The sequence below is a fragment of the Ignavibacteria bacterium genome (assembly GCA_016707005.1).
Lineage (GTDB): Bacteria > Bacteroidota > Ignavibacteria > Kapaibacteriales > Kapaibacteriaceae > UBA10438.
On record JADJIQ010000005.1, the window covers coordinates 1,272,627 to 1,294,995 of the forward strand.

Sequence of the window (22,369 nt, forward strand, 5' to 3'; positions counted from 1 at the left end):
CAGGGCCAACAATGCGATTCCTTGCGATCCTTCTCGTTTTCAGCACTTGTTATGCAATTGGCATAGCTCAAGAGCGAACGCTTATCAAACGAACATTCGATGATGCAGGTGGATGGTTCACGGGCGAAACGTCGGATGGGAATTGTACGGTCGAGGCAGAGGATGGCGTTCTGCGCTACGAGGAAACGGACGACAACGGATTCCGATACTTTTCGGAGTCTGTCCCTCTCGACGCGTGGAGGAACTGGTCGATCAAGATGCGTATACGTCAGGTAGGTGGCGAAGAGAAACACGCCTATGGCATCGCTTTCAATGCTGAGGATGTTCAGAATATCTACCACTTCATCATTCGTGACGATGGTCGTGCCCGCATTGGACGCATGAAGGAAGGCACGTACGAAGATGTGGATGAGTGGACCACGGCAAAGAACGTGAATCCGCAGGGTGAGTGGAATGTCCTTGAGGTAAGAAAGGAGAACGATGCGATCTCCGGATATGTGAACGGCAAGGCCATAGTAACGATGACGGCCTCGTACTTCCGAGTGTTCGGCTCAAAGCAAGGTGTCATCTACTATGGTGCACAGACCGTTGAGCTTGATGACATCGAGATCAAACAATGGGAGCCAAAGCCGGTCCGTCCGGTGTCGGGTGTCGACCCGAATGTGAAGCCAGTAAGCCTCGGCACGCAGCTCAATAGTACGGCTGACGAATCCGTTGACTGCATCTCATCCGATGGGTCCGTCCTCTACTTCAGTCGCAAGGATCACGATGGCAACGTTACCAAGGATAAGCGTGATATCTGGGTCACGACAAAGACGTCGGGTGGATCGTGGTCAACACCAAAGAACCTCGGTGCGCCTATCAACAACGAGGGGAATAACTTCGCGATCGCCGTTACACAGGATCTGAACACACTGTTCCTGCAAGGAACATACGAGAGTGACGGATCTATGGGGAAGGGCGTATCGTATTCGACTCGCACCAAGGACGGCTGGTCCGCACCGGTGAATATGCCGATCGATGATTACGAGAACCTTAATGCCTATGTGAACTCGCATATGTCTCCTGACGGTTCGGTACTCGTCACGTCGATTCAGACAGGCGAATCGATTGGCAGTAATGACCTCTACGTGTGTTTCCGTCAGGCAAACAACACGTGGTCGAAACCAAAGAATCTTGGCCCCGTGATCAATACGCAGGGCGTGGAGATGGGGCCTTTTGTTGCCGGTGATGGAAAGACAATGTTCTTCAGCAGTACAGGCCACCCTGGCTATGGCGGGCGTGATCTCTACGTCACACGTCGCCTAGATGATACGTGGCTGAATTGGTCGGAACCCGAGAACCTCGGCAATGGAGTGAACTCCGACGAGCATGAGACCTTTATTCAGGTCCCTTCGCGCGGCGATTCTGCCTACTACAGCTCAACGAAGAACTCTCTTGGCCAGGACGACATCATATCGATCCCGCTTCCTTCCGGTGCGCGCCCTATCGCATTGCTCATGGTCCGCGGACGTGTGCTCGATGCAGAGACCAAGAAGCCCCTTACCGCAAATGTGTTTTACGAGGCGCTTCCGAGCGGAAAACTAGTGGGTACTGCTACGTCGAGCGCGGTTGACGGTACCTATCGTGTTGGACTCGTGAACGGGACCTTGTATGGAGTCCGCGCTGAAGCAGACGGGTATTATGCCCTGAGCGAACAGTTCGACGCACGGTCTCTGGGAACTTACGTGGAGGCCGATCGCGATCTCTACCTTACGCCGATCAAGATGAATGTTGCGATACGCTTGAACAACGTCTTCTTCGATGTTGGCAAATATGACCTGCGTGCGGAGTCGTATCCGGAGTTGGATCGTCTTGTTGAATTCCTCCAGAAGAACGCCACAATACGTATCGCATTGGCTGGACATACTGACAATGTTGGGGCAGATGCAGACAACATGAAGTTGTCGCAGGACAGGATCAACAGTGTGCAGACCTACGTGATCGCAAAGGGGATCGATGCATCACGACTCACTGCGAAAGGATTTGGCGAAACGAAGCCAACGGCCTCGAATGAAACTGATGAAGGTCGTCAACAGAACCGTCGGGTGGAGTTCACCATTGTGAGCAAATGATGATCCATCTCAACGATCTGCTTCATATCCCGTATCCACTGGTCTTGGCGTCGCAATCTCCACGCCGGTCCGCCCTGTTGCGTCACGTTGGCCTGAGCTTCTCGACAGTGGTTCCGGATGTAGATGAAGACAGCGTTGATACAGCACTTCCACCTGACGAGTACGTGCAGAGACTCGCACGAATGAAGGCCGAACGCGGCGCTGAAATGTCAGAGCGCCCGTCGATCGTGATCGGGTCTGACACAACCGTGGTGCTCGATGGCGAAGTGCTCAACAAGCCTCATGATGCAGATGATGCTGTGCGTATGCTTCGCACGCTGAGCGGGAGAACGCATACCGTCCACACAGGCATCGCGTTGGTAGCCAGTGATCCACTCCATCATCACATGGTTGCCTCACGTGCTACGATGGTCACATTCCGGGAGCTAGATGATGCTGAGATCAAGGCCTACGTGGCATCAGGCTCGCCCCTTGACAAAGCAGGCGCGTACGGAATTCAGGACGACTTTGGAGCGGTCTTTGTCTCTCGTGTAGAGGGATGTTACTACACCATCGTGGGCTTGCCGCTAGAATTGCTGTACACCTCGCTTCGTCACCTCGTTCGGGAGATCGCAGATGCGCGGGCGTAACGTTCATACATGGGCATTGCTCGCCCCATGGATCATCACACTGGTGGTGTTCTGGATCTATCCACTGATCTATGCACTTGTCTTGAGTTTTTCAGAGTATCGCACTCTTACGAATCAGATCTTGTTCATTGGATTCGATAACTACCTCAAGGCGTTCAACGACGATGGGTTCTGGCGAGCACTACGCAACACATCGGTATTCACTGTGGGGACAGTGCCATTCACTACAGCCTTCGCATTGTTGCTCGCAACGGCTATTCGTAAACGAACTCCTGCCCTCGCGTCATTCTTCCGGGCCTCATACTTCTTGCCGTCGGTAACCTCGCTTGTGGTGATCGCCCTAGTGTTCACCAATCTATACGCACGTGATGGGTATGTGAACGTCCTCGCTGGTTTGCTTGGTCTGCCTCATCCAACCCAAGGGTGGTTGCTCGATCAGAATTCAGCCTTGGCTTCGATCATGGCGATGGATGTATGGATATCAACTGGCTACTACATGGTGCTGTTCCTAGCCGGTATGGAGGCGATACCAAAGGATCTGTATGAAGCAGCCGACCTCGCAGGAGCCTCACGGTGGCAGCAGTTCTGGCGCATCACCCTGCCCATGCTTCGATCGACCATGTTGTTCGTTGTGGTCATCAACAGCATCAAGTCCTTCCAGATCTTCGTGGAGATCTATATCATGACCAAGGGCGGTCCGCTTGGTGCAACATCAACGCTTGTCTATGAAGTGTATCATCAGGCGTTCGAACAATCGGATATGATGGGCTATGCCAGCGCACTTGCCTACATAGTCTTTGTGATTCTGCTGGCCATCTCCTTCATCCAAATGCGACTCCTTAAGGTGCGTTCATGAATCTCGGGCTACTCGTTGTTGGTCTCATCGGTTATGCCATCGGATGTATCCCCACGGCATGGATCGCAATGAAATTCACCCACGGAAAAGACATCCGCAATGAAGGTACCGGGAACGTTGGAGCACATAATGTCTACGATGTGTCCGGCAGTAAGTGGCTTAGTATCACCGTAGGTGTTGTTGATGCACTGAAAGGTGTAGCGGCCGTGTACGCAGCACAACTCCTTCATGGTGATTGGTTCGCGGCAGTCGCTGTTTCGGGCACAGCTGTAGTCCTCGGTCATAACTGGAATGCCCTGCTCCGTTTTAAGGGCGGTAGGGGGCTGGCCACAGCAACAGGGGTCTTTGCAATGGTTGACCCTCTATTCTTGATCGTATGGTGGATCACGTATCTCACTGGGTTCTTCGCGATCAAGAAGAACGTCCACGTTGGATCGATGACGGCCATCATTGGTACAGCCGTGCTTGCGTGGAGTACGCCGGACAGAGTCATTCGTGACACGACGCTGGTGGTGTGTCACGATCCAATGCAAATGCGGTTGTTTGTTGCAGCAGTGTCGCTCTTGCTGTTCATCCGTCACATCGAGCCCATCCGCGAGGTTCTGCGGACGATGTCATTTACTGATGACGAGGAATGATCCCGTGTATCGCGCGCAATGCATCATTGCTCTGCGACTCATCTACGGCAAGAAAGATCGTGTGTTCGGCGGCACCGGTGGCTATTGCATAGACCTGGAATGCTGACACGGACGAAGCGATAGCAGCGAAAATGCTAGGCATGTTCACACGCGGACCGCTCACGGCTAAGAGAGACGTAGGGCGAATTGCCACTGAAGCATCCGCGATCGCTACTTCAAGTGCAAGGAGCGCTTCCTCGTCCGGACATTTCACTACGAGCATGGCCGATTCAACTGTCTCGGTCTCAAGGATGATCGCACGCCCAAGCTCAGGAACGGACCGAATGTGAGTGGCTGCAACAGCATTGCACATCACAATTGAACATCCGCGTACAATGGATACTGCGTGAATAGCCGCGGTGGATGGGGAATGTGCAACGATGCGAGTTCCGGCATCATCCGGCCGGAAGGTATTCAGAACGCAGACCGGAATGAGTGCTTCCACTGCCGGAGCGATGGTGTCCGGATGAAGGACCTTGGCTCCGTAGAGTGCTAGCTCCCGAACCTCACCAAAAGACAGCTCCGGAATAGGCGTGGCGTCCGATGCGATGCGAGGATCCGTGGAATACACGCCGCTCACGTCGGTCCAGATCTGGATCTCGCGAGCAGCCAAAGATGCGCCAAGAATGGCGGCTGTGTAATCGGAACCGCCTCTGCCCAGCGTAGTTGTTCGATCGTCTGCCGTGGACCCGATAAAGCCTTGGGTGATGACAATAGAGTCTGTTGCGCACAAGGGGGCGAGTTGTTGCTGACAAAGGATCCGCGTATCGTGCATGTTCACCGTTGCAGAACAGAAGATGTCATTCGTACGCATCACATTGCGCACATCGAAGTAGATGGCCGCTGTGTTTTCTGACCGAAGTGCGGAATAGAGAATGGTTGTGCTCAGACGTTCGCCAAACGATGCCATGTGGTCGAGTGATTGAGCAGTGCACTCACCTAGAACCTGAAGTGCTCGAGCATAGGCCTTGCATTCATTCAAGACATGGATCAGATCAACAGGTGAGGCAGAAGGAGCAAGCTCTGCTAAGATCTCTGTATGCCGAGTTGCAAGTCCGGCGAGTTCGGCATCAATATCATCTCCGCGCCCGGCACGTTCGGCAAGGGATAACAACAAGTTCGTTGTTCCGGAAGTAGCAGACATGACCACGAGCACCCCGCCAGGTTCGGCTGGGTGACTGCTTACGATCGATGCTACCTTACGGAGCGCGGAGGCATCCTGGACCGATGTCCCGCCGAACTTCATGACGAGCATGTCAGCCTACGTCGAAATGTGTCGAGAGATGATCGGCCTTCGGCACATGCACGATGATGCGGTCTTCCACCAGCGCCGCAACGGCCTTCTTCGCGCGTTCGAGATCCACACCTCTGCGATAGGCAAAGTGCCAGATGTCCGTAGGACCGGCTGAGATCTCAACAGTGAGTGCTTGCTCGGGTGAGAGCGTGCGCCCGCCAACAAAACGATCGCGAACGGCAGAAACGAAGTCTGTTGACTCTTTGTCGAGCAGCATGTCCGGCGTAAAGAAGTAGTTGTCCGTGTTCTGCAGATCGCAGATGAAGAACGCCCCCTCATTTGGTTTCCCGATCATGTCAGGCAAGAAGGCAAGGGAGATGGTGTACGGAGGGTCCTCTTGGTCATCCCAAAGGTCCTTCCAGACCACGTGATCATTCACCTTGAGCCACTCCTGAAATGCGATCTCGTGCTCAGGCATATGCATGAGCAGACGTGAGCCGAATTTCTTCTGGAGAAGTTCGGCTTGTTCAGGTGTAACTCCAACGAGTTCTTCTGTCGAGATAGTCAAAGATCGATTCTCAGCGATCGAGCTCTCGGCGCGTTCTATCAGCTCTTCGGTTGTCATGCAGTTGGAGACTCCTTGCGCCTGCGGTACCAAAGTCCGAGACCGGCTAGTCCGATAAGGATCGCTGCAGCATTCGAGGCCATACTCAGCGTGCGACCTTGTTCAAAGGCCGGACTGATGAACTTGAACTCTACGTTGTGTTTGCCGGCAGGAACGCTCACACCGCGCAATACGAAGTCGGTTTTGATCATCGGTACTTCAACGCCGTCAACATATGCATGCCATTCGTTGTAATACACTTCGCTCACAACCAACAGTTGTGGTGCAGCAGATGAAGTAGCGATCGAAAGGTGCTGATTGCCCTTGCCTGTGACGCGGGCTGATGAAGCACTGTCTGTGCCGAGTGAAGAACGTCCGGCAAAATCAGACTCTACATATGCTGTTGTTCGTGCGTCAAACGTGCCGTCTCGCAACTTGTCAAGGATCGACCGTTTGTTTGATTCAACAACAACGGTGTCAACGAACCAGGCACGTGGCAACACATCCTGATTGATGTAGACCATCATTCCCGTAGAGGCAGAGCGAAATGCCGGCTCAACACCTTGATAAAGGGGCTGAGAGGAAACGATGTACTTCACGTTGAGGAGATTCCACAGGTACGGGTTCAGGATCATTGAATTGCCCGGCACCGGCTCGCGTGTTGGGCCGGGACCTGCAACATCGAGCAGGTCTTGATAGATGCGAAGTTTTGCCGACGAATAACCGTGCACATTCTCAACGAAGTGATAGGCCCACCAGTTCGGCGTTGCACTGCTAGAGAGATCGCAGATACGGTAGACACCCGGATCGCGTTTGATGAATTCTACAACGTCTGTTGAGGCAAAGACATTCTTCTCCGGCGAACCTTTCTGCGGATCGTACGGACGTTTGTCTACACGCCATAGATCGCCAACGAGCAGGACAAGGAAGAGCGCAATCGCAACATTTGGTTTAACCGTGCCTCGGGCAACAAGAAGGATGATCCCACCGAACGCTATGAGGATCAGCCCCGACGTAGTAGCGTCACTCTTCATCTCGTTATACACGAGCTGCAGGAATTGTGGTGATACACTTTCACCCGCACGACCACCCTGCTTCTCAATGACCGCATCGTTCACGAGCTGCTTGTAATCACCTTCGTCGCTTGCGAACAGGAACATGATGGCGAACACGGCCAGCGATGCACCGCCAATGATAAGCCCCTTACGTTTGGTTTCGGCTGTGACATTCGATGACCAAGCAAAGACAGAGGCAAGCCCGTATCCGGCAAGCACTGGTATTGCGAACTGCAACAAACACAACGCCATGGAAGGGGCTCTGAACTTGTTAAAGGCCGGCACAACATCGTAGAAGATCTTGTACAACAACGGCATGTTCTTGCCGAAGGACAACAGAAGAGAGAAGGCGCCAACGGCTATGAGGAAGATCACGAACGGATCCTTCCTATAGTTCCATGCTCCTACTATGGCTAAGAGTAATACGCCGATCCCCATGTAGTTGGCGGCGTCTGTAAAGGGCATTTGACCCCAGTAGAGATTTGTTCGTTGTTCCTTGGTTTGCCCAGGTGCCTTTACAGAGGTTTGCCCAAACCCATAGTAGTTCGGGATGAGGAAGGTCATCATCTCGTCGGGAGAGAACGACCAGTTCGTGGCGTATTCGTAATCATTGCCACCCGTTTGGTCAACCGTGTTCTTGTCGGATTGCACCAACGGTGCCGAACCCCGCGTGGAGATCGGCGTGTACTCCCTCGTTGCAAGGAACATGTCGGCATGGGTACCCAGCGCGATCACACCGGCAATGGCCAGTCCGCCCCCTGCCTTCAATACGTTGATCCATCCCTGCTTGGTGATGATGCGAGTGACCAGCTCCACGAGCAGGTAGAGTGCCGTACCACAGCCGATGTAGAACATCATCTGCGGGTGCGTTGCTGTAACGAGGACGATGAGGGGGAGGATCAGGAGAAAGAGGTTTGCGAGAGTGAATCGTTCGCGCATGCGCTCAAGAGCGAGGAGGATCCATGGAAGCGTGGCCATGGAGACCGGCTTCGTGCTATGTCCGATCATGATCCAAACGATGACGAACGTGCTGAAGATGGCGCCGAGCGAGGAGAACACGCCGATCGCACGGGTGTGACCCTTTACGCGCATGAGGGTGTAGACGCCCCAGCCGTAGATCGTGTACCACATGGCCAATCGTGCCGTGTCGTTGCCGAAGATGTCGCCAATGGCACGAGGTATGGAGAAGATCAAACCGCCAAGAACGTCCCACGACCGTTCGCCGGCAGCAAGGAACGATGCGAGTGATGGCATACCGCCAAAGATGTAGGGCATCCACAGTGGGAACTCCCCACTCTTCTTTGCGGCATCGAGGTAGGGAACGAACGAGTAAAAGGCCACGTTGTCGCCTCCACTCATAAAGTTCTTACCGCCGAACAACGCGTCGGCAAAGAAGGCGATAACGGCGACGAGGATCGCGCCATAGGCAGCGAGGTCCGCATATCGCTCTTTATTGATACCGGCTGGTCTCTTGGTGGCTTCAGATGCCATGAAGGGGGCTCCGTGGAAGAGAATTCGTAAGAAGGCAAAAGTACGTATGTTCAGGGTTCAAGACAGTCAGGATGAACGACCTCACCATTACGCCATAGGCTGGGTATGATCGATCTCGCACCACGCACAAGTCCACTGAACGTGGAAGATGCAATGCACGTGATACGGAGAACAACACTCCACCCAACGTGGGCGACCGCAGCAGCGATCGTCGGAAAAACACCGGTTGAAGCCGTTAATGCTCTGATCGATGCCGTGGAGCCCCCTCCAACACCTCCATCATGGGCCGGTACGCCTCCGGAATTCAATGACTTTGCCGCTGCTGCTAAATTGTGGCCTGAGCTTCAACAATGGTGGATGAATAGGGCCATCACGCTTCCATCGCTACGGGAGCGGCTCGTGATGCTGTGGCAGAATACGTTCTCCACGGACTATATCACGGTCTATGCCGGACAATGGATGGTGAAACAGAGCCAGACCATCCGAGCACAGGCATTCGATTTCAAGGCGCTCGCCACAAGTATGGTCTCAGACCCAGCGATCCTCCGCTACCTGAGTGGGGATCAAAGCATCAAGGGAAATCCGAACGAGAACTTCGCACGCGAATGGTTCGAACTCTTCACGTTAGGTGTGGGGAATTATTCTGAGCGAGATGTAGTGGAGGCTGCCCGCGCCTTTACCGGATGGCGTATCTCAGGGAATGATGGTGTCTATAATCGTGGGCTTGCAGATCTCGGCGAAAAGACCGTTCTCGGTCAGACAGGATCGTGGGAATGGGGCGATGTGGTTCGTATCACGTTTGAGCAAGATGCCTGTGCACGTTGGGTTGCTCGCAAACTGCTCATGACCTTTGTTGAGTTCGCTCCAAGTGCCGAAGATATTCAAGCTGTAGCAGAACTTGTGAAGCAGCATTCCTATGATCTGAAGCCTGTTTTGAGAACTCTGCTTGTGTCGAATCATTTCTTCGACCCTGCACGTCGCGGTGCACTCATCAAGAGTCCGGCAGATCTCGTGGTTGGCTTGGCCTCGGTACTCAATGCAACCAATGTTGACCGTACGTATGCGATCTCGTCAATGACCAAATTGACGCAAGAGCCCTACTATCCGCCTACCGTGGAAGGCTGGAAGGGCCACCATGCATGGATCACGAGCTCAACCTTCCCTCAACGCCAGCGATATGCCGAGAGCTTCATTGATGGACGTCAAACAGGCAGCTCGTCGAAACTCACGGACAGTGCAGGAGCCCCGTTGACGCCGGATGTAGTGGCACTTATTCGAAGTCTACCAAACAACGACGATGCTGTAAAGGTGGTTGAGAACGTCACCAAACTTCTCCTGCCAATTCCAACTACCCAGGAACAGCGTGACGTCCTACTGGAGATCATGCTCGCCGGTGCCCAGGCCTATGAATGGGACATCAACGCTCAGTCCGCCGTCCAACGTGTGAAGTTCCTGTTGCAAGCCATCGTCCGTATGCCCGAATTCCAGTTGATGTAAGGAGCAATCATGAACCGCAGAAAATTCCTTAGCACGGCTGGACTCACCGGAGTGGCCGTAACCACACTGCCAACGATGATCGATTCGTTCGCCGTACGAGCATTGGCAGGGGGCGACCCACGACTCGAACAGTTGCTCGAAGCACAGGATCGGATCTTGGTCTTGATCCAATTGCCGGGTGGCAATGATGGACTCAATACGGTGATACCGTATACGAATCCGTTGTACTACGAAAACCGCCCAACGATCGGTATCCCAAAGAACAAGGCGCTCAAGCTCAACGACACGTTGGGTTGGCATCCTGCGATGTCGGGCATGCGAGATCTCTTTGAAGGGGGCGAGCTCGCCGTTGTTCAGGGTGTGACCTATCCGAACTCTGATAGATCACACTTCCGAGGTACTGATATCTGGCTCACAGCAACAGATGCCGATGTGTTCGGCTCCACGGGATGGGTTGGACGGTATATGCAGACCCTTGCTCCGAACTATCCAACGGAACTTCCGGAACATCCATTGGCAGTTCAGATCGGTACATCAACATCTCTTGGACTGCTTGGAACCACCGGCCCAATGGGCATCAGCTTCCGAGACCCGGATGAATTCTACCGTCTCGTGAATGGCGGAGGGGGCAACGAGGAAGTCCCAAGTAGCGCGCAAGGTGATACTCCGGCCGGACGTGAAGTGACGTTCATGCGCAACATCGCACGCAGTGCCGATGTGTATGCGTCAGTCGTGAAAAAGGCAAACGATGATGCAGGGACCTCAACGGTTACCTATCCGACGTCGGATATCGGTGCAAAACTTCGCGTAGTATCGCAGTTAGTTGCCGGTGGCTTGAAGTCGCGGATCTTCTTGATCTCCTGGGCCGGCAACAACTTCGATACCCATGCCAACCAAACCTCCACAACGGACCCAACGTTGGGTGCCCATGCCGGACTTCTTGGTGAACTCAGCGGTGCTGTGTCGGCCTTTATGCAGGACATGAAGAACCGCGGGTTTGGTGACAAGATCTCGGGCATGACCTTCTCCGAGTTCGGACGTAGAGTTGCTGAAAACGGCAGCGTAGGTACTGACCACGGTACAGCCGCACCTCTCTTCGTTTTCGGTGCGCAAGTGAACGGCGGTGTCTATGGTAAGGATCCAAACTTGATGGAACTCGATGATCGTGGCGATCTCCTCATGGAGAACGACTATCGTGATGTGTATGCCAGTGTACTTCTGCAGTGGTTCGGTGTCTCAACCACAAAGGCGCAGGATGTATTGTTCCGCGACTTCAGCTCAAAAGCACTGCCGTTATTCAAGAGTCCGGTGAGCGTGCAAGATGAATCGTCATCTCGTGTTGGCTTCATCAGCGTTGGTCCTAATCCAGCAGTGGACCATGTTGTTGTGCGCGTGCGGGTTGATTCCACGGCAAGTGCAGCTATTACAGTCAGCGACATGCGTGGTAAAGAACTTCGGACGTCCTCCATCGATAGTTGGACCGGCGTTGGCACCATCGACCTCAGCGGTCTCACCTCGGGCACGTACGTCCTAACGCTCAAGGCCGACCGTGCCGTTACCCACACCTTTGTGAACATTACTCGGTGATCGAATGATCCGCTTTGTCCTCCTTGTCATGGTCCTGTGTATTGCACTGAGTGCCCATGCTCAGCCCCTTCCCAATCCCTATGCCTTCTCGATCGATGAGAATGTGAACCTCGACACTTCGCTTCTTGGGATCCCCTTTGAGAAGGCTGGTAGTAGGGGGCGAGTGAAACTCACATCCGAAGGGCATCTGGGTTTTGCCGATGGCACACGACTACGCATTGTTGGCACAAACCTTCAGTGGAACGGTCAGTGGCCAGATAGCGCTCAGGCGATCTCAATGGCAAAGCGATTCCGATCACTGGGTATCAATTGCGTTCGATTCTCAACGTTCGACTATAGTGCGTGGGAGGGGATCAGCATTCTCGCCGATGGAGCATCGTCTACAAGCTCAGGATTGAGCGCAACACAGATGAAGAAGTTCGATTGGTTCATGCACCAGCTCCGTGAGAACGGCGTGTATTACGTGTTCACGTTTCATTCTGTGTGGCAACCACGTGCAGGTGATGGGATACGTCAGCCCGACTCTCTAGGATGGGGCGCGAGAATGCCGCTCATCTTCGATGCCGCTGTCCAGAAGGTCCACCGTCAGATCGTCAGACTCCTCCTTGAACATTCCAACATGTATACTGGTATTGCGTACAAAGACGACCCTGCCCTCGCGTACATCATTGCAGCAGAGGATGCTTCGTTGATTGCGTATTGGCTCTATACCGGCGATGTTGTTCGACCGAACGGTTCATACACGAACAACATGGGGTCGGAACATGTTGCATTGATCGACTCGCTGTGGATATCGTGGCTCAAGAAGAAGGGATACACAACCGATGCGGCCTTGAATACTGCGTGGACAACAACGCCCGCGTCTACAGCGAACATGATCCGCAATGGTGATTTTGAGGATCCGTTCAGTGCCGCATGGCAGCTTGGAGTGAATACCGAATCCGGCGCTCAGGCGATCCTGCAATACAGTGATGCAGATAAGAAGGAAGGTTCGTCTTCTGGTCGTGTCCGGATCAATTCACTCGGTGAACCAACCATCATGTATTCGATCTATCTCTATCAACGGCTTCCCGAGATCAAACGATTCGGTAGATATCAGTTGACGTTTTGGGCAAAAACCACTCCTCAGCGTGGTACGAGGTCGATGTTGATGTACCTCTACAACAGCTCGTTCCCATACGACAACTACGGGGTGAATGATGAGGTGGTCCTCACGCCTGCATGGAAACAATACACCATCACGTTTGTTTCTCGTGCAACTGATGAGTCCACTGCGAATCTCGCCTTCTTCCTGGGTGCCGATAGTGGTGACGTCTTCGTTGATGATGTTCAGATGCGTGAGATCCCAACATCGGGCTTACGAGCCGGAGAGAGCGTCGAGCGCAATTCCGTGCCTCGCAGCCTAGCGCTTGCTGGTGATGTTTCGAACACACGGTACAAGGACAATGCGACCTTCAACTATGAGCAACTCCGATCGATGTTCCTCAATGTTCGGAAGCTCGTTCGTGATACGATCAAGAGCGAAGTCTTGATGTGTCCTTCAACGAGAATTACCTCGTTCTTCGAGCTTAATGCAGCTCGTGAGTATGATGTATTCTCGTCCACTGATTGGCGCAATTCCACAAACTCCATGCTTGCAGAACAGTATGGTGGTACGATCTACGCTGCAGCACAGAATCGGATCAAGGGCAAGGCCTTCGTTATGTCCTTTGCAGGCACTGCATATCCGCGTGCGTACCAACCAGAAATGATGACGGTCCTTCCGGCCTATGCCGGCCTTCAAGATTGGGATGGTATTCTCTTCGGGATCTTTACCGAATCGCCGAGAGCAGGAGCTGCAAAGGCGGACTCGAACTCGTACTGGTACATCTTCGACAAGCCGAATGTCCTGAGTCTTCTCCCACTCACATCGTCAATGATGAGAAGGGGCGATGTAGTGACCTCGGCAAAGGAGATCGTGATCGATAATGCGCAAGAAGCTCTCGATCAACCCCGTTTCCATGTTCAGCAAGCGTTCTCATTGAGTATTGCACCAGACGCAAGGATGCCACTATTTAGGCGCGTCGCGATGAACCCGGAAGTAGCTCCAACAGAGTCCTTCCTTCCACATCGAGAGATCTCCGCATTGAGCGATCAGGTTGATGTTGCCGCCCTCGATGCAGAGAACGAACAGATCTTCTGGGATGCAACACGTGGCACGTTGCGTGTTGAAACACCGCGGTACATAAGTCTCACAGGGGGTGGGAGTGGTCAGATCACGACGTTGCAGTCCATGATCGTTGAGCAAACCGCTGGAAGTGCTGCACCAACGATATCGATCTCATCACTGACCAACGATCCGATCATTGAGTCTTCGTCCAGTTTACTTGCGATCAGCACCCGAGCCCTAAATGAAGGAACGCAATACAACCGCGAAACGGAGGAATTCACAACGTGGGGCAAGGGGCCAATGCAGATGGAGGGCGTCACTATGCGGATCACTCTCACTGCTCCGTTGTTCGACACTCTGAAACTCTACCCACTCACAAGCGCAGGTGTTTCTTCCGGCGCCCCGATCATTGTTGACCGTAGGTCAGGCGGGAAAATTCACGGCAACGATCAATACCGAACAGTACGCCACGCCATGGTACCGCCTGGTATTCGTTCGTCAAGCAACGAGTGTTGACGTGGCTGAAGAATCGAATGGTGTGCGCGTCTCACCAAATCCGATCGATGGAGGCAACCTCAACATTGAATTCCCCGTGGGGGCTTCTCGTGTTCGAGTAAGTGATGTGACTGGGGCAGAGGTGCTTGTTCACGCAGTAACTGGAACAAACGTCTCTATGGATGTGTCTAGGCTCCCAGCGGGCGCATATATGGTGACTGTGCTGAACGGGACAACCGTTCTCGGTACAACTCCAATTATCGTCCGCTAACAGCTTGTCGCATCTCCCATAAGGCCATCCCATGCGTTTCCTAACAGCCGTTGCTATCGCAGCATCTCTTTTCGTGTTCGCATGCTCTGGCGATACCACATCCACGGATAGTACCGTCACGGTTGAATCGTCGCTATCCAACCCAACTGTAAGCTCATTCGCCAAATCTTCCGATAGAGTGCAAGGCGGATCGATCATAGATTCGATCACCGTCACAAAGGTTCGCGTACTTGTGTCCCGTATGATCCTTCATCCGGATAACAGTGCAGATACAAACGACTCAACGAACGACAAAAAGATCAAGCTTGAGCCATTCCTTTATGTGGCCGACAGCACGGGCACGCGCCTTGTAGCTTCCTCTTCTGTTCCAAACGGTACCTACGATAAGATCAAATGGGAGATCCATCGGTTCTCGTCCAGCGAAGTGCCATCATATACAAACGACACGATCTTCCGTGACTTTGTGACCGGCGACCGGTACACATCGATCATCGAAGGTTGGTTGGTTCGTAACGGCGTGCGTGAGCGGTTTGTTTATCGTAGCGACGCTACGTCGAACATCACCATCAAGTTTGAGCCGTCAATAACTGCCAGTGACGCTTCGCCGCTGATTCTGTCCCTCATGTTCGATGCGCGATCAACGTTCTATAAGGACGGCGAGATCCTCGATCCTGCAGACTCAAAGAACGAGTCCAAGATCGACAACAACATCAAGGAAGCGTTTCGTTCGAACAAAAAGCGTTAGAATTTTAATGTGCTAATGTGCTAATGTGCTAATTGGAATATTGAATTAGCACATTAGCACATTAGCACATTAACTAGTCCATAAACAAATATGGTCTCCACGTCTCTTCCACCTTGCCGAGGTAGTGTTTGAGAAAGAGAACGGGGTGTGGCTTCTTCGGAACAGACATCAACCGCATGCGGGCTTCGTCCGGCGTGCGGTTTCCTTTTTTTGTTGTTGCATCTCACGCACGCGCACGTAAGATTCTCCCATGTATCATTGCCGCCGCGAGAGCGTGGTATGATGTGATCGACGGTAAGGGGCGGATGGTTGTTTCCGCAGTATTGACATCTGAAGCCGTCTCTTCGCAAGATGTTCTTGCGTGAGAGTTCGATCTTGCGAAACGGAACTCGAAGGTAGGCAGAGAGTCGGATGACTGATGGAAATGGGTAGCGTTCTCGCACGGTCCTCACAACGCTGCTCGAACGTTCTTCTACGATCTCGGCTTTTGTAAGGAACAGGAGAAGCAGTGCTTTTTTTGTCGAACAGACACTAATCGGTTCGTATGATTGATTCAGGATCAGCACCTTAGAATTTAGCGACAGGTATACTGCGGTCTCCTGCCGACCGGTCTGATCGTGGCGAAACTGAGCAAATGTGGTGCTGAAGGCAATTCTCCTGCAGGAAAAATAGGATACAAAAGGTATTTTCGCACGCCTTTTTCGCACTGATAACCTAAGGATCTCCATGTCACGGATGACGGCAGTTCTCGCCCTTGAAAACGGCATGACCATCGAGGGGGAGGCCATTGGTGCCATCGGAGCAGAATGCTCTGGTGAACTGGTGTTCAATACCGCAATGACGGGCTATCAGGAAGTGCTCACAGACCCTTCGTACAAGGGGCAGGTGGTCACGTTCACCTACCCGCATATCGGCAACTACGGTGTGAATGAAGATGATGTAGAGTCTTCCGGCATCCAAGCCTCTGGCCTGGTGGTGCACGAGCTATCTCCAGTTGTCTCCAACTTCCGTGCAAACCGCTCGCTCCAGAGTTATCTCGAATCCAACACCATTGCCGGTATCGAGGGCGTGGACACACGGATGATCGTACGCATCCTTCGAACCGAGGGGGCTATGCGGTGTGTGATCGCTCACGGAGAGAACCTGGATCACAAGGAGCTTGTGGAGCGGGCTCGCAATATCCCGTCCATGAATGGACTTGATCTCACTCCTCTTGTGACCACGCAAGCCCCTTACCACTGGGCCAATGGGGAAGAGACTGAATGGGATTATCGTCCGGAACAGCGAGGAGCAGGCTCACGCAAGCGAGTTGTAGCCATGGACTTTGGAATTAAGCGGAACATCCTGCGTCGCCTGAGCCACCACGGCTGCGATGTGACAGTGGTTCCGGCCACTGCTACGGCTGCGGAGATCTTGTCGTATGAACCAGATGGTGTGTTCCTTAGCAACGGCCCCGGAGACCCTTCGGCCGTGACCGTTGCCATCCAGACCGTGAAGGACCTTCTCGGAAAGAAGCCGATCTTCGGTATCTGCCTTGGACATCAGATCCTCTCTCTTGCTGTGGGCGCTACCACGTATAAACTCAAGTTCGGTCACCGAGGGGCAAACCATCCCGTAAAGAATATGAAGTCCGGCTCGATCGAGATCACATCGCAGAACCACGGCTTCGCCGTGGACCCTGCTACCCTGCCAGCAAATGCCATCATGACCCACGTGAACCTCAACGACAATACTTGCGCCGGGATCGCCCTCACCGATATGCCGGCCTTCGCAGTGCAGTACCACCCTGAAGCAAGCCCCGGACCACACGATTCAGACTACCTGTTCGATGAGTTTGTGAGGATGATGTAAGGCAGGTACTCAATTACGGAGTTACTGAGTTACCAGGCTTGCAGAAGGCGCTTGCAGAAGGCGCTTGCAGAAGGCGCTTGCAGAAGGCGCTTGCAGAAGGCGCTTGCAGAAGGCGCTTGTAGAAGCCTAACGGAAAGCCCGTTTGCGCAGGTACTTCGATGTTGGCCGTTCAAACAGCAGGAAGATGGCGATAGCTACAGCGTTAAGAGCCGAGTAGTTCAAGGCCCATGCTGCCACGGGGTGAAGACCGGCAGCTTCCAGGGTTGTTTGAATACCCAAGCTAAGCTGTGGCATGCCCGGGATAGGCATGAAGTGAATGAGGTAGAGCGAGAACGAAGCGTTGCCGAGGAGGACCATCCACCGACGGGAGAGGATCCACCGGACGGGGTTGTTTCCCTGTACTCCAATGATGATCAAGGCGCTGGCAAGTGCAATGGTGTGTCCGGCAACGATACCCATCTTGTGTTTTGCCATGAGGACGGGGCCGCCCACGGAGTCGATGAACACGATACAGGCGAACATCAGGGCGGTCCCGAGCACGAGGGAAATACCGGTAGCGCGTTGCTGCACCGATGCCGTGTGGCGCATCGCCACAGCGGCGAGCATGCCTGCAACGAAATCTGAGAGTCGACCCAAGAATGTGAATGTGTAGGCGCCGTTGTCCCAGGTGTCTACAAGGAACAGTCTCGTCTCCAAATAGTGCAGGACAAGCCCCCTAGAAAGAGCGAACGAGAAGATCCAGAGCACAAGGAGGAGGGCTGCGAGTTGAAGCCAGATCATTTTGTGGTCCTTGCGGACCGTATACCTGCTCCACATCCGTGAGAGGCCGGCAGCCAGGAAGATCCCAACCGGGGAAACCAGGTAGAACGATTCTTCTACCGTGAGTGTCCACATCGGGGCGTTGATCGTGGATCGGAATTGCGGAAACCAGCCATGGATGAGCGTAAAATGGGCCAAGGCATCCACCCAATACACCGTACCTGAGCCAATGATGGAGGCAATGAGTACTAGGGTGGTGACCGGATAGATGCGGATGACCCGCTTGACCATGTAGGTCCGGTAGGAGAACGTCCCTTGTTCCAGCTCTTCCATGTAGAGTTTGGTGAACAAGAAGCCGGAGAGGGCAAAGAAGATGTTCACCCCAACCCAGCCGAATTGGACAAACAGCGGCGTCCAGGCGGCATGAGGCTCCAGAACATGCCCGGCAAAGACCAGCCCTGCTGCGATCGTCCTAAGACCCGTGAGCTCGGGTATTGGGGTTCGTGCGGTTGGAACTGGGGGGCGGGGCATCGGGCAATTTAGGCAGAACCCATTCCCTAGCCCCTTATCCCTCATCTCTATTTGGAATAACGACTCCTGTCCCCTAACTTTGTCGGCTCTGACAATTCGGGCAGGTACTCAAGTGGCCAACGAGGGCAGACTGTAAATCTGCTAGCATCGCTTTCGGAGGTTCGAATCCTTCCCTGCCCACATCATGCGGATACAGGTCAGAACGCGGGAGTAACTCAGTTGGTAGAGTCACAGCCTTCCAAGCTGTTGGTCGCGGGTTCGAGTCCCGTCTCCCGCTCGATGATGTCAGACCCTGACGTGAGTGGCCATTTGTGGTCGTTTGCCGAAGGGCTTTGGTGTCTCTGGCAAGCTGAATGCTGATGTAGCTCAGTTGGTAGAGCACCACCTTGGTAAGGTGGAGGTCACCGGTTCAATCCCGGTCATCAGCTCGAGTTGACGGAATGACGGAATGACGAAGTGACGAAGTGACGAAGTGACGAAGTGACGGAGTGACGAAGTGACGAAGTGACGGAGTGACGAATACACGGGTGTAGCTCAGCTGGTAGAGCGGCGGTCTCCAAAACCGTAGGCCGCGGGTTCAAATCCTGCCGCCCGTGCACATTTCACGCATCGGAGATGCAAGATGATAGAAGGCATACGTCAGTTTTTCACGGAAGTGAACAAGGAGATGAAGAAAGTCTCCTGGCCAACCCGTGACCAGCTGCAAGAGAGCACAATGGTAGTAGTGGTGACGTGTTTGATCATCGCCGCTATTGTGTTCATCATCGATCAAGGCATGACATTCGTCATGAAGTCGATCTACTGAGGCAGGACCAAGCAATGCTTGACGCAGCGCAGACACAGACGATCGAACCGAAGTGGTACGCCCTTCGCACCTTCACCGGCCACGAGGCTAAGGTGAAGACGGCTATTGAACTTGAGATGCAACGTCTCGGGTTGGAGAACCGTGTTCGCAGCATCGTGATCCCTATGGAAACGGTGTACGAAGTGCGCAACGGCAAGCGTCGCACGAAGGTCAAGAATTTCCTTCCGGGGTACATCCTTGTGGAGCTGTCATTGGACAAGCGCCTCAAGGAAGTGATCCTTTCGCTTCCGTCCATTGTGAGCTTTGTTGGGACCAAGACGGAACCGCAGGCATTGCAGAAGGACGAAGTGGACCGGATCCTTGGCCGCGTAGAGGAACGCAAGGACATCTCCACTGTTGAGACGGCATTCCGCGAAGGCGATCCCGTAAAGGTGATCGACGGACCGTTTGCGAACTTCAACGGAACGGTCAAAGAGATCAACATCGAAAAGCAGAAACTCAAGGTCGAAGTCGGGATCCTGGGTCGCAAGACGCCGATCGAACTCGATTTTGGACAAGTCGAATTGGAAAACCATTAACACATAGAGTGGGAGGCGGGTGAAGATCCGCCGCAGACCACGAAAGGATATACATCATGGCAAAGAAAGTCATGGGCACCTTCAAGCTTCAGCTTAAAGCAGGTGAAGCAACGATGGCGCCTCCCGTAGGTCCGGCATTCGGACAGCGCGGTCTCCCGGGTATGGAATTCGTGAAGCAGTTCAATGCGAAGTCGGCCAAGCAGCCGGGCATGATCCTGCCGGTTCTTGTTACGTTCTTCAGCGACAAGAGCTTCACGTTTGAGATCAAGTCTCCTCCTGCCTCCATCCTCCTCATCAAGGCCACGGGCGTTGCAAAGGGTTCTGCCCAATCGCATCGCGACAAGGTTGGCAAGGTCACGCGCGAGCAGCTCGCCGAGATCGCCAAGATCAAGATGCAGGATCTCAACTGTGCAACTGAAGAGAGTGCCATCAGCATGATCGCAGGAACAGCACGCTCGATGGGCATCGTTGTGGAAGGCTAAGCCCCTTTCACATTCCTTACAAACAACGAAACTCTCAAAACGTTGGAGGCTGTCTTCGGGACGGCCGCTCGCACAACACAAAGGATTCTCCCCATGGCACAAGGGAAGCGATACAAGAAGGCAGCTGCGTCGATCAATCGCGCGCTTGCTCATGATTTCAAGAAGGCTGTTGAACTCGTCAAGACAAATGCCACAGCCAAGTTCGACGAGTCGTTCGAAGTAGCAATGAACCTCGGCGTTGATCCGCGTAAGGCAGATCAGCTCGTTCGCGGTACGGTTGCACTTCCACACGGTACAGGTAAGAGTGTTCGAGTTCTTGTTGTGGCAAAAGGCCCGAAGGACAAGGAAGCTCTCGATGCCGGTGCGGACTATGCAGGTTTCTCCGAGTATATCGAGAAGCTTCAAGGGGGCTGGGCAGATATCGACATCATCATCGCAACTCCGGATGTGATGGGTGAGGTTGGTAAGCTCGGTCGCGTACTCGGACCTCGCGGTTTGATGCCAAATCCGAAGAGCGGCACGGTTACGTTCGATGTAGCCAAGGCAGTTGCCGAAGTGAAGGCCGGTAAGATCGAGTTCCGCGTGGACAAGGCCGGAAACATCCACGCTTCGGTGGGTAAGTGCTCGTTCGACGTTAACAAGCTCGTAGACAATGTTCAGCTGTTCGTTGGTACGGTTATCCGTGCCAAGCCGTCATCAGCCAAGGGCAAGTATGTCAAGAGCATCTCGTTCAGCTCCACAATGGGACCAAGTGTTCGTGTAGACGAACAATCCCTGGGCGCTGACCTTTAATTCAACTATTACGCATTGTTGGCGATTCAAGCTTCTAACGCGTCTTCGGATGTGTTGAATTGCCGACGAAACCATAATCAACAGGTTTATGATCACGAAAGAGCAAAAAAAGGTCGTCGTCGCTGAACTCGCGGACATGCTTCGCGAAGCAACGAGCCTCTACTTCGTGGACTTCACCGGTATGACCGTTGCAACGGACCAAGCGTTCCGCAACGAGCTACGGAAGAAGGGCGTCACGATGCGGGTTGCTAAGAACACCCTCATCATTCGCGCTCTTGCTGACGTCGGTGGCTACGATATCGAGGATTCGAAGTTTGCAGGTCAGACGGCAGTGATCTTCGGAGGTGCAGACCCTATCGCCCCGGCCAAGATCATTCGTCAATACTTTGAGAAGGGCGAAAAGCCAAAGCTCAAGGTGGCGGTGGTCGAAGGTCAGGTATTCGATGGCACGCAACTCAAGCAAGTGTCCGAGCTCCCAACACGTGAGGACCTCATCTCCGCAATGATAGGCAGCATCCACGCCCCGATCTCGGGTATCGTTGGAAGCATCAATGCCGTTATGCGCGATGTGGCATCCCTCGTGGAAGAGGTCGCAAAGAAGAAGGCTGCGTAATCCTTCTGAGCGTGATGTCCATTGCGGCATCACCATCTGTATCACGAACGAATAACAATCATCCCAAAAGTGGAGAACAACATGTCAGCAATCGTTGATGAACTCGTAGAAAAGATCGGTGCCCTTACACTTGTTGAAGCTGCCGACCTCAAGAAGGCACTCGAAGACAAGTTCGGTGTAACAGCTTCTGCTCCTATGATGATGGCCGCAGCCCCTGGCGCAGCCGCAGCAGCAGTAGAAGAGAAGACGGAATTCGACGTAGAACTCACAGACGCTGGTGCACAAAAGCTCAACGTTATCAAGGTTGTACGCGAAGTGACCGGTCTTGGCCTCAAGGAAGCAAAGGACCTCGTAGAAGGCGCTCCAAAGATCGTCAAGGAAGCCGCACCGAAGGCCGATGCCGAAGCTCTCAAGAAGAAGCTCGAAGAAGCAGGCGCCAAGGTTACACTCAAGTAATCAGCAGAACTCAAAAACAGCCCCGGGACGGTCGTTTGTACCGTCTCGGGCGTTGTTGTCTTAGGACAATTCTTGTTCAAGGGGCTTATCGACCGCTG

General features: G+C 53.5%; 19 protein-coding genes, 4 tRNA genes and 1 pseudogene. 19 read left to right on the forward strand and 5 right to left on the reverse strand.

Annotated elements, in window-relative coordinates; all coding sequences use genetic code 11:
- Positions 1 to 11: 11 nt before the first annotated feature.
- The 4 genes from IPI29_13775 to IPI29_13790 are packed head-to-tail and all read left to right on the forward strand — an operon-like array spanning position 12 to position 4,237.
- Complete coding sequence (locus IPI29_13775; GenBank protein MBK7413618.1) at positions 12 to 2,114, forward strand: OmpA family protein; 2,103 nt, start codon at positions 12 to 14, stop codon at positions 2,112 to 2,114.
- Positions 2,114 to 2,743: a septum formation inhibitor Maf gene (gene maf / locus IPI29_13780; GenBank protein MBK7413619.1), complete on the forward strand. Its 630-nt coding sequence runs from the start codon at positions 2,114 to 2,116 to the stop codon at positions 2,741 to 2,743. The genes IPI29_13775 and maf overlap by 1 nt, the downstream gene beginning before the upstream one ends.
- The gene (locus IPI29_13785; protein ID MBK7413620.1) at positions 2,730 to 3,599 is read left to right on the forward strand and encodes a sugar ABC transporter permease; all 870 of its coding nucleotides are present in this window, start codon (positions 2,730 to 2,732) and stop codon (positions 3,597 to 3,599) included. The genes maf and IPI29_13785 overlap by 14 nt, the downstream gene beginning before the upstream one ends.
- The gene (locus IPI29_13790) at positions 3,596 to 4,237 is read left to right on the forward strand and encodes a glycerol-3-phosphate acyltransferase (protein ID MBK7413621.1); all 642 of its coding nucleotides are present in this window, start codon (positions 3,596 to 3,598) and stop codon (positions 4,235 to 4,237) included. The genes IPI29_13785 and IPI29_13790 overlap by 4 nt, the downstream gene beginning before the upstream one ends.
- On the opposite strand, the gene IPI29_13795 is transcribed toward IPI29_13790, so the two are convergent.
- Genes IPI29_13795 through IPI29_13805 form a run of 3 tightly spaced genes read right to left on the reverse strand, consistent with a single transcriptional unit; the run spans position 4,218 to position 8,660 of the window.
- On the reverse strand, positions 4,218 to 5,531 hold the full coding sequence (locus tag IPI29_13795; GenBank protein ID MBK7413622.1) for an aspartate kinase: 1,314 nt from the start codon (positions 5,529 to 5,531) through the stop codon (positions 4,218 to 4,220). The genes IPI29_13790 and IPI29_13795 overlap by 20 nt on opposite strands.
- Before the next feature lies 1 nt (position 5,532).
- Positions 5,533 to 6,135 (reverse strand): hypothetical protein, encoded by a 603-nt coding sequence (locus IPI29_13800; GenBank protein ID MBK7413623.1) that lies wholly within the window; start codon positions 6,133 to 6,135, stop codon positions 5,533 to 5,535.
- Positions 6,132 to 8,660 carry a YfhO family protein gene (locus tag IPI29_13805; GenBank protein MBK7413624.1) on the reverse strand — a complete coding sequence of 843 codons (2,529 nt, stop codon included), beginning with the start codon at positions 8,658 to 8,660 and terminating at the stop codon, positions 6,132 to 6,134. Before IPI29_13805 ends, IPI29_13800 begins: the two co-directional genes overlap by 4 nt.
- A 105-nt stretch (positions 8,661 to 8,765) precedes the next feature.
- Here IPI29_13805 and IPI29_13810 point away from each other — a divergent pair, with 105 nt between their 5' ends.
- The 4 genes from IPI29_13810 to IPI29_13825 all read left to right on the forward strand — a co-directional run bounded on the left by IPI29_13810 (position 8,766) and on the right by IPI29_13825 (position 15,404).
- Entirely contained in the window at positions 8,766 to 10,157 is a 1,392-nt protein-coding gene (locus tag IPI29_13810) for a DUF1800 domain-containing protein (GenBank protein MBK7413625.1), read from the forward strand.
- A gap of 9 nt (positions 10,158 to 10,166) precedes the next feature.
- Complete coding sequence (locus tag IPI29_13815; protein ID MBK7413626.1) at positions 10,167 to 11,744, forward strand: DUF1501 domain-containing protein; 1,578 nt, start codon at positions 10,167 to 10,169, stop codon at positions 11,742 to 11,744.
- A 2,534-nt stretch (positions 11,745 to 14,278) separates the two neighbouring features.
- Positions 14,279 to 14,659: a T9SS type A sorting domain-containing protein gene (locus IPI29_13820; protein MBK7413627.1), complete on the forward strand. Its 381-nt coding sequence runs from the start codon at positions 14,279 to 14,281 to the stop codon at positions 14,657 to 14,659.
- Between the two features lie 31 nt (positions 14,660 to 14,690).
- Complete coding sequence (locus IPI29_13825) at positions 14,691 to 15,404, forward strand: hypothetical protein (GenBank protein ID MBK7413628.1); 714 nt, start codon at positions 14,691 to 14,693, stop codon at positions 15,402 to 15,404.
- 73 nt (positions 15,405 to 15,477) lie between these two features.
- Here the strand turns inward: IPI29_13825 and IPI29_13830 are convergent.
- Positions 15,478 to 16,132, reverse strand: a pseudogene (locus IPI29_13830) (HNH endonuclease).
- 7 nt (positions 16,133 to 16,139) lie between these two features.
- Between IPI29_13830 and carA the strand changes: the two are divergent.
- On the forward strand, positions 16,140 to 17,255 hold the full coding sequence (gene carA / locus IPI29_13835; GenBank protein ID MBK7413629.1) for a glutamine-hydrolyzing carbamoyl-phosphate synthase small subunit: 1,116 nt from the start codon (positions 16,140 to 16,142) through the stop codon (positions 17,253 to 17,255).
- 126 nt (positions 17,256 to 17,381) lie between these two features.
- Here carA and IPI29_13840 read toward each other — a convergent pair whose 3' ends face one another.
- Positions 17,382 to 18,545 carry an acyltransferase gene (locus tag IPI29_13840; GenBank protein ID MBK7413630.1) on the reverse strand — a complete coding sequence of 388 codons (1,164 nt, stop codon included), beginning with the start codon at positions 18,543 to 18,545 and terminating at the stop codon, positions 17,382 to 17,384.
- 98 nt (positions 18,546 to 18,643) lie between these two features.
- On the opposite strand from IPI29_13840, the gene IPI29_13845 reads away from it, so the two are divergent.
- The 10 genes from IPI29_13845 to rplL all read left to right on the forward strand — a co-directional run bounded on the left by IPI29_13845 (position 18,644) and on the right by rplL (position 22,271).
- Positions 18,644 to 18,725 (forward strand) — tRNA-Tyr (locus IPI29_13845).
- Positions 18,726 to 18,749: 24 nt separating this feature from the next.
- A tRNA-Gly gene (locus IPI29_13850) sits at positions 18,750 to 18,822 on the forward strand.
- Positions 18,823 to 18,900: 78 nt separating this feature from the next.
- Positions 18,901 to 18,973, forward strand: a tRNA-Thr gene (locus tag IPI29_13855).
- A 95-nt stretch (positions 18,974 to 19,068) separates the two neighbouring features.
- A tRNA-Trp gene (locus IPI29_13860) sits at positions 19,069 to 19,141 on the forward strand.
- Positions 19,142 to 19,167: 26 nt separating this feature from the next.
- Entirely contained in the window at positions 19,168 to 19,350 is a 183-nt protein-coding gene (gene secE / locus IPI29_13865; GenBank protein MBK7413631.1) for a preprotein translocase subunit SecE, read from the forward strand.
- Positions 19,351 to 19,364: 14 nt separating this feature from the next.
- Positions 19,365 to 19,928: a transcription termination/antitermination factor NusG gene (gene nusG, locus IPI29_13870; protein MBK7413632.1), complete on the forward strand. Its 564-nt coding sequence runs from the start codon at positions 19,365 to 19,367 to the stop codon at positions 19,926 to 19,928.
- Between the two features lie 56 nt (positions 19,929 to 19,984).
- Entirely contained in the window at positions 19,985 to 20,410 is a 426-nt protein-coding gene (rplK, locus tag IPI29_13875; GenBank protein ID MBK7413633.1) for a 50S ribosomal protein L11, read from the forward strand.
- A 93-nt stretch (positions 20,411 to 20,503) separates the two neighbouring features.
- Positions 20,504 to 21,202: a 50S ribosomal protein L1 gene (locus IPI29_13880; GenBank protein ID MBK7413634.1), complete on the forward strand. Its 699-nt coding sequence runs from the start codon at positions 20,504 to 20,506 to the stop codon at positions 21,200 to 21,202.
- Between the two features lie 88 nt (positions 21,203 to 21,290).
- Positions 21,291 to 21,815, forward strand: a complete 525-nt coding sequence (locus IPI29_13885) for a 50S ribosomal protein L10 (protein MBK7413635.1) — start codon at positions 21,291 to 21,293, stop codon at positions 21,813 to 21,815.
- An 81-nt stretch (positions 21,816 to 21,896) separates the two neighbouring features.
- The gene (gene rplL, locus IPI29_13890) at positions 21,897 to 22,271 is read left to right on the forward strand and encodes a 50S ribosomal protein L7/L12 (GenBank protein MBK7413636.1); all 375 of its coding nucleotides are present in this window, start codon (positions 21,897 to 21,899) and stop codon (positions 22,269 to 22,271) included.
- Positions 22,272 to 22,369: the final 98 nt, after the last annotated feature.

Excerpts from the sequence above, each read along its gene's own strand:
- IPI29_13795 (MBK7413622.1), bottom strand. The coding sequence starts at position 5,531 with ATGCTCGTCATGAAGTTCGGCGGGACATCGGTCCAGGATGCCTCCGCG.
- IPI29_13880 (MBK7413634.1), top strand. The coding sequence starts at position 20,504 with ATGGCACAAGGGAAGCGATACAAGAAGGCAGCTGCGTCGATCAATCGC.
- IPI29_13775 (MBK7413618.1), top strand. The coding sequence starts at position 12 with ATGCGATTCCTTGCGATCCTTCTCGTTTTCAGCACTTGTTATGCAATT.
- maf (MBK7413619.1), top strand. The coding sequence starts at position 2,114 with ATGATCCATCTCAACGATCTGCTTCATATCCCGTATCCACTGGTCTTG.
- IPI29_13810 (MBK7413625.1), top strand. The coding sequence starts at position 8,766 with ATGATCGATCTCGCACCACGCACAAGTCCACTGAACGTGGAAGATGCA.
- IPI29_13840 (MBK7413630.1), bottom strand. The coding sequence starts at position 18,545 with ATGCCCCGCCCCCCAGTTCCAACCGCACGAACCCCAATACCCGAGCTC.
- IPI29_13785 (MBK7413620.1), top strand. The coding sequence starts at position 2,730 with ATGCGCGGGCGTAACGTTCATACATGGGCATTGCTCGCCCCATGGATC.
- rplL (MBK7413636.1), top strand. The coding sequence starts at position 21,897 with ATGTCAGCAATCGTTGATGAACTCGTAGAAAAGATCGGTGCCCTTACA.
- IPI29_13805 (MBK7413624.1), bottom strand. The coding sequence starts at position 8,660 with ATGGCATCTGAAGCCACCAAGAGACCAGCCGGTATCAATAAAGAGCGA.
- IPI29_13815 (MBK7413626.1), top strand. The coding sequence starts at position 10,167 with ATGAACCGCAGAAAATTCCTTAGCACGGCTGGACTCACCGGAGTGGCC.
- rplK (MBK7413633.1), top strand. The coding sequence starts at position 19,985 with ATGGCAAAGAAAGTCATGGGCACCTTCAAGCTTCAGCTTAAAGCAGGT.
- IPI29_13790 (MBK7413621.1), top strand. The coding sequence starts at position 3,596 with ATGAATCTCGGGCTACTCGTTGTTGGTCTCATCGGTTATGCCATCGGA.
- IPI29_13800 (MBK7413623.1), bottom strand. The coding sequence starts at position 6,135 with ATGACAACCGAAGAGCTGATAGAACGCGCCGAGAGCTCGATCGCTGAG.
- secE (MBK7413631.1), top strand. The coding sequence starts at position 19,168 with ATGATAGAAGGCATACGTCAGTTTTTCACGGAAGTGAACAAGGAGATG.
- IPI29_13825 (MBK7413628.1), top strand. The coding sequence starts at position 14,691 with ATGCGTTTCCTAACAGCCGTTGCTATCGCAGCATCTCTTTTCGTGTTC.
- nusG (MBK7413632.1), top strand. The coding sequence starts at position 19,365 with ATGCTTGACGCAGCGCAGACACAGACGATCGAACCGAAGTGGTACGCC.
- carA (MBK7413629.1), top strand. The coding sequence starts at position 16,140 with ATGACGGCAGTTCTCGCCCTTGAAAACGGCATGACCATCGAGGGGGAG.
- IPI29_13885 (MBK7413635.1), top strand. The coding sequence starts at position 21,291 with ATGATCACGAAAGAGCAAAAAAAGGTCGTCGTCGCTGAACTCGCGGAC.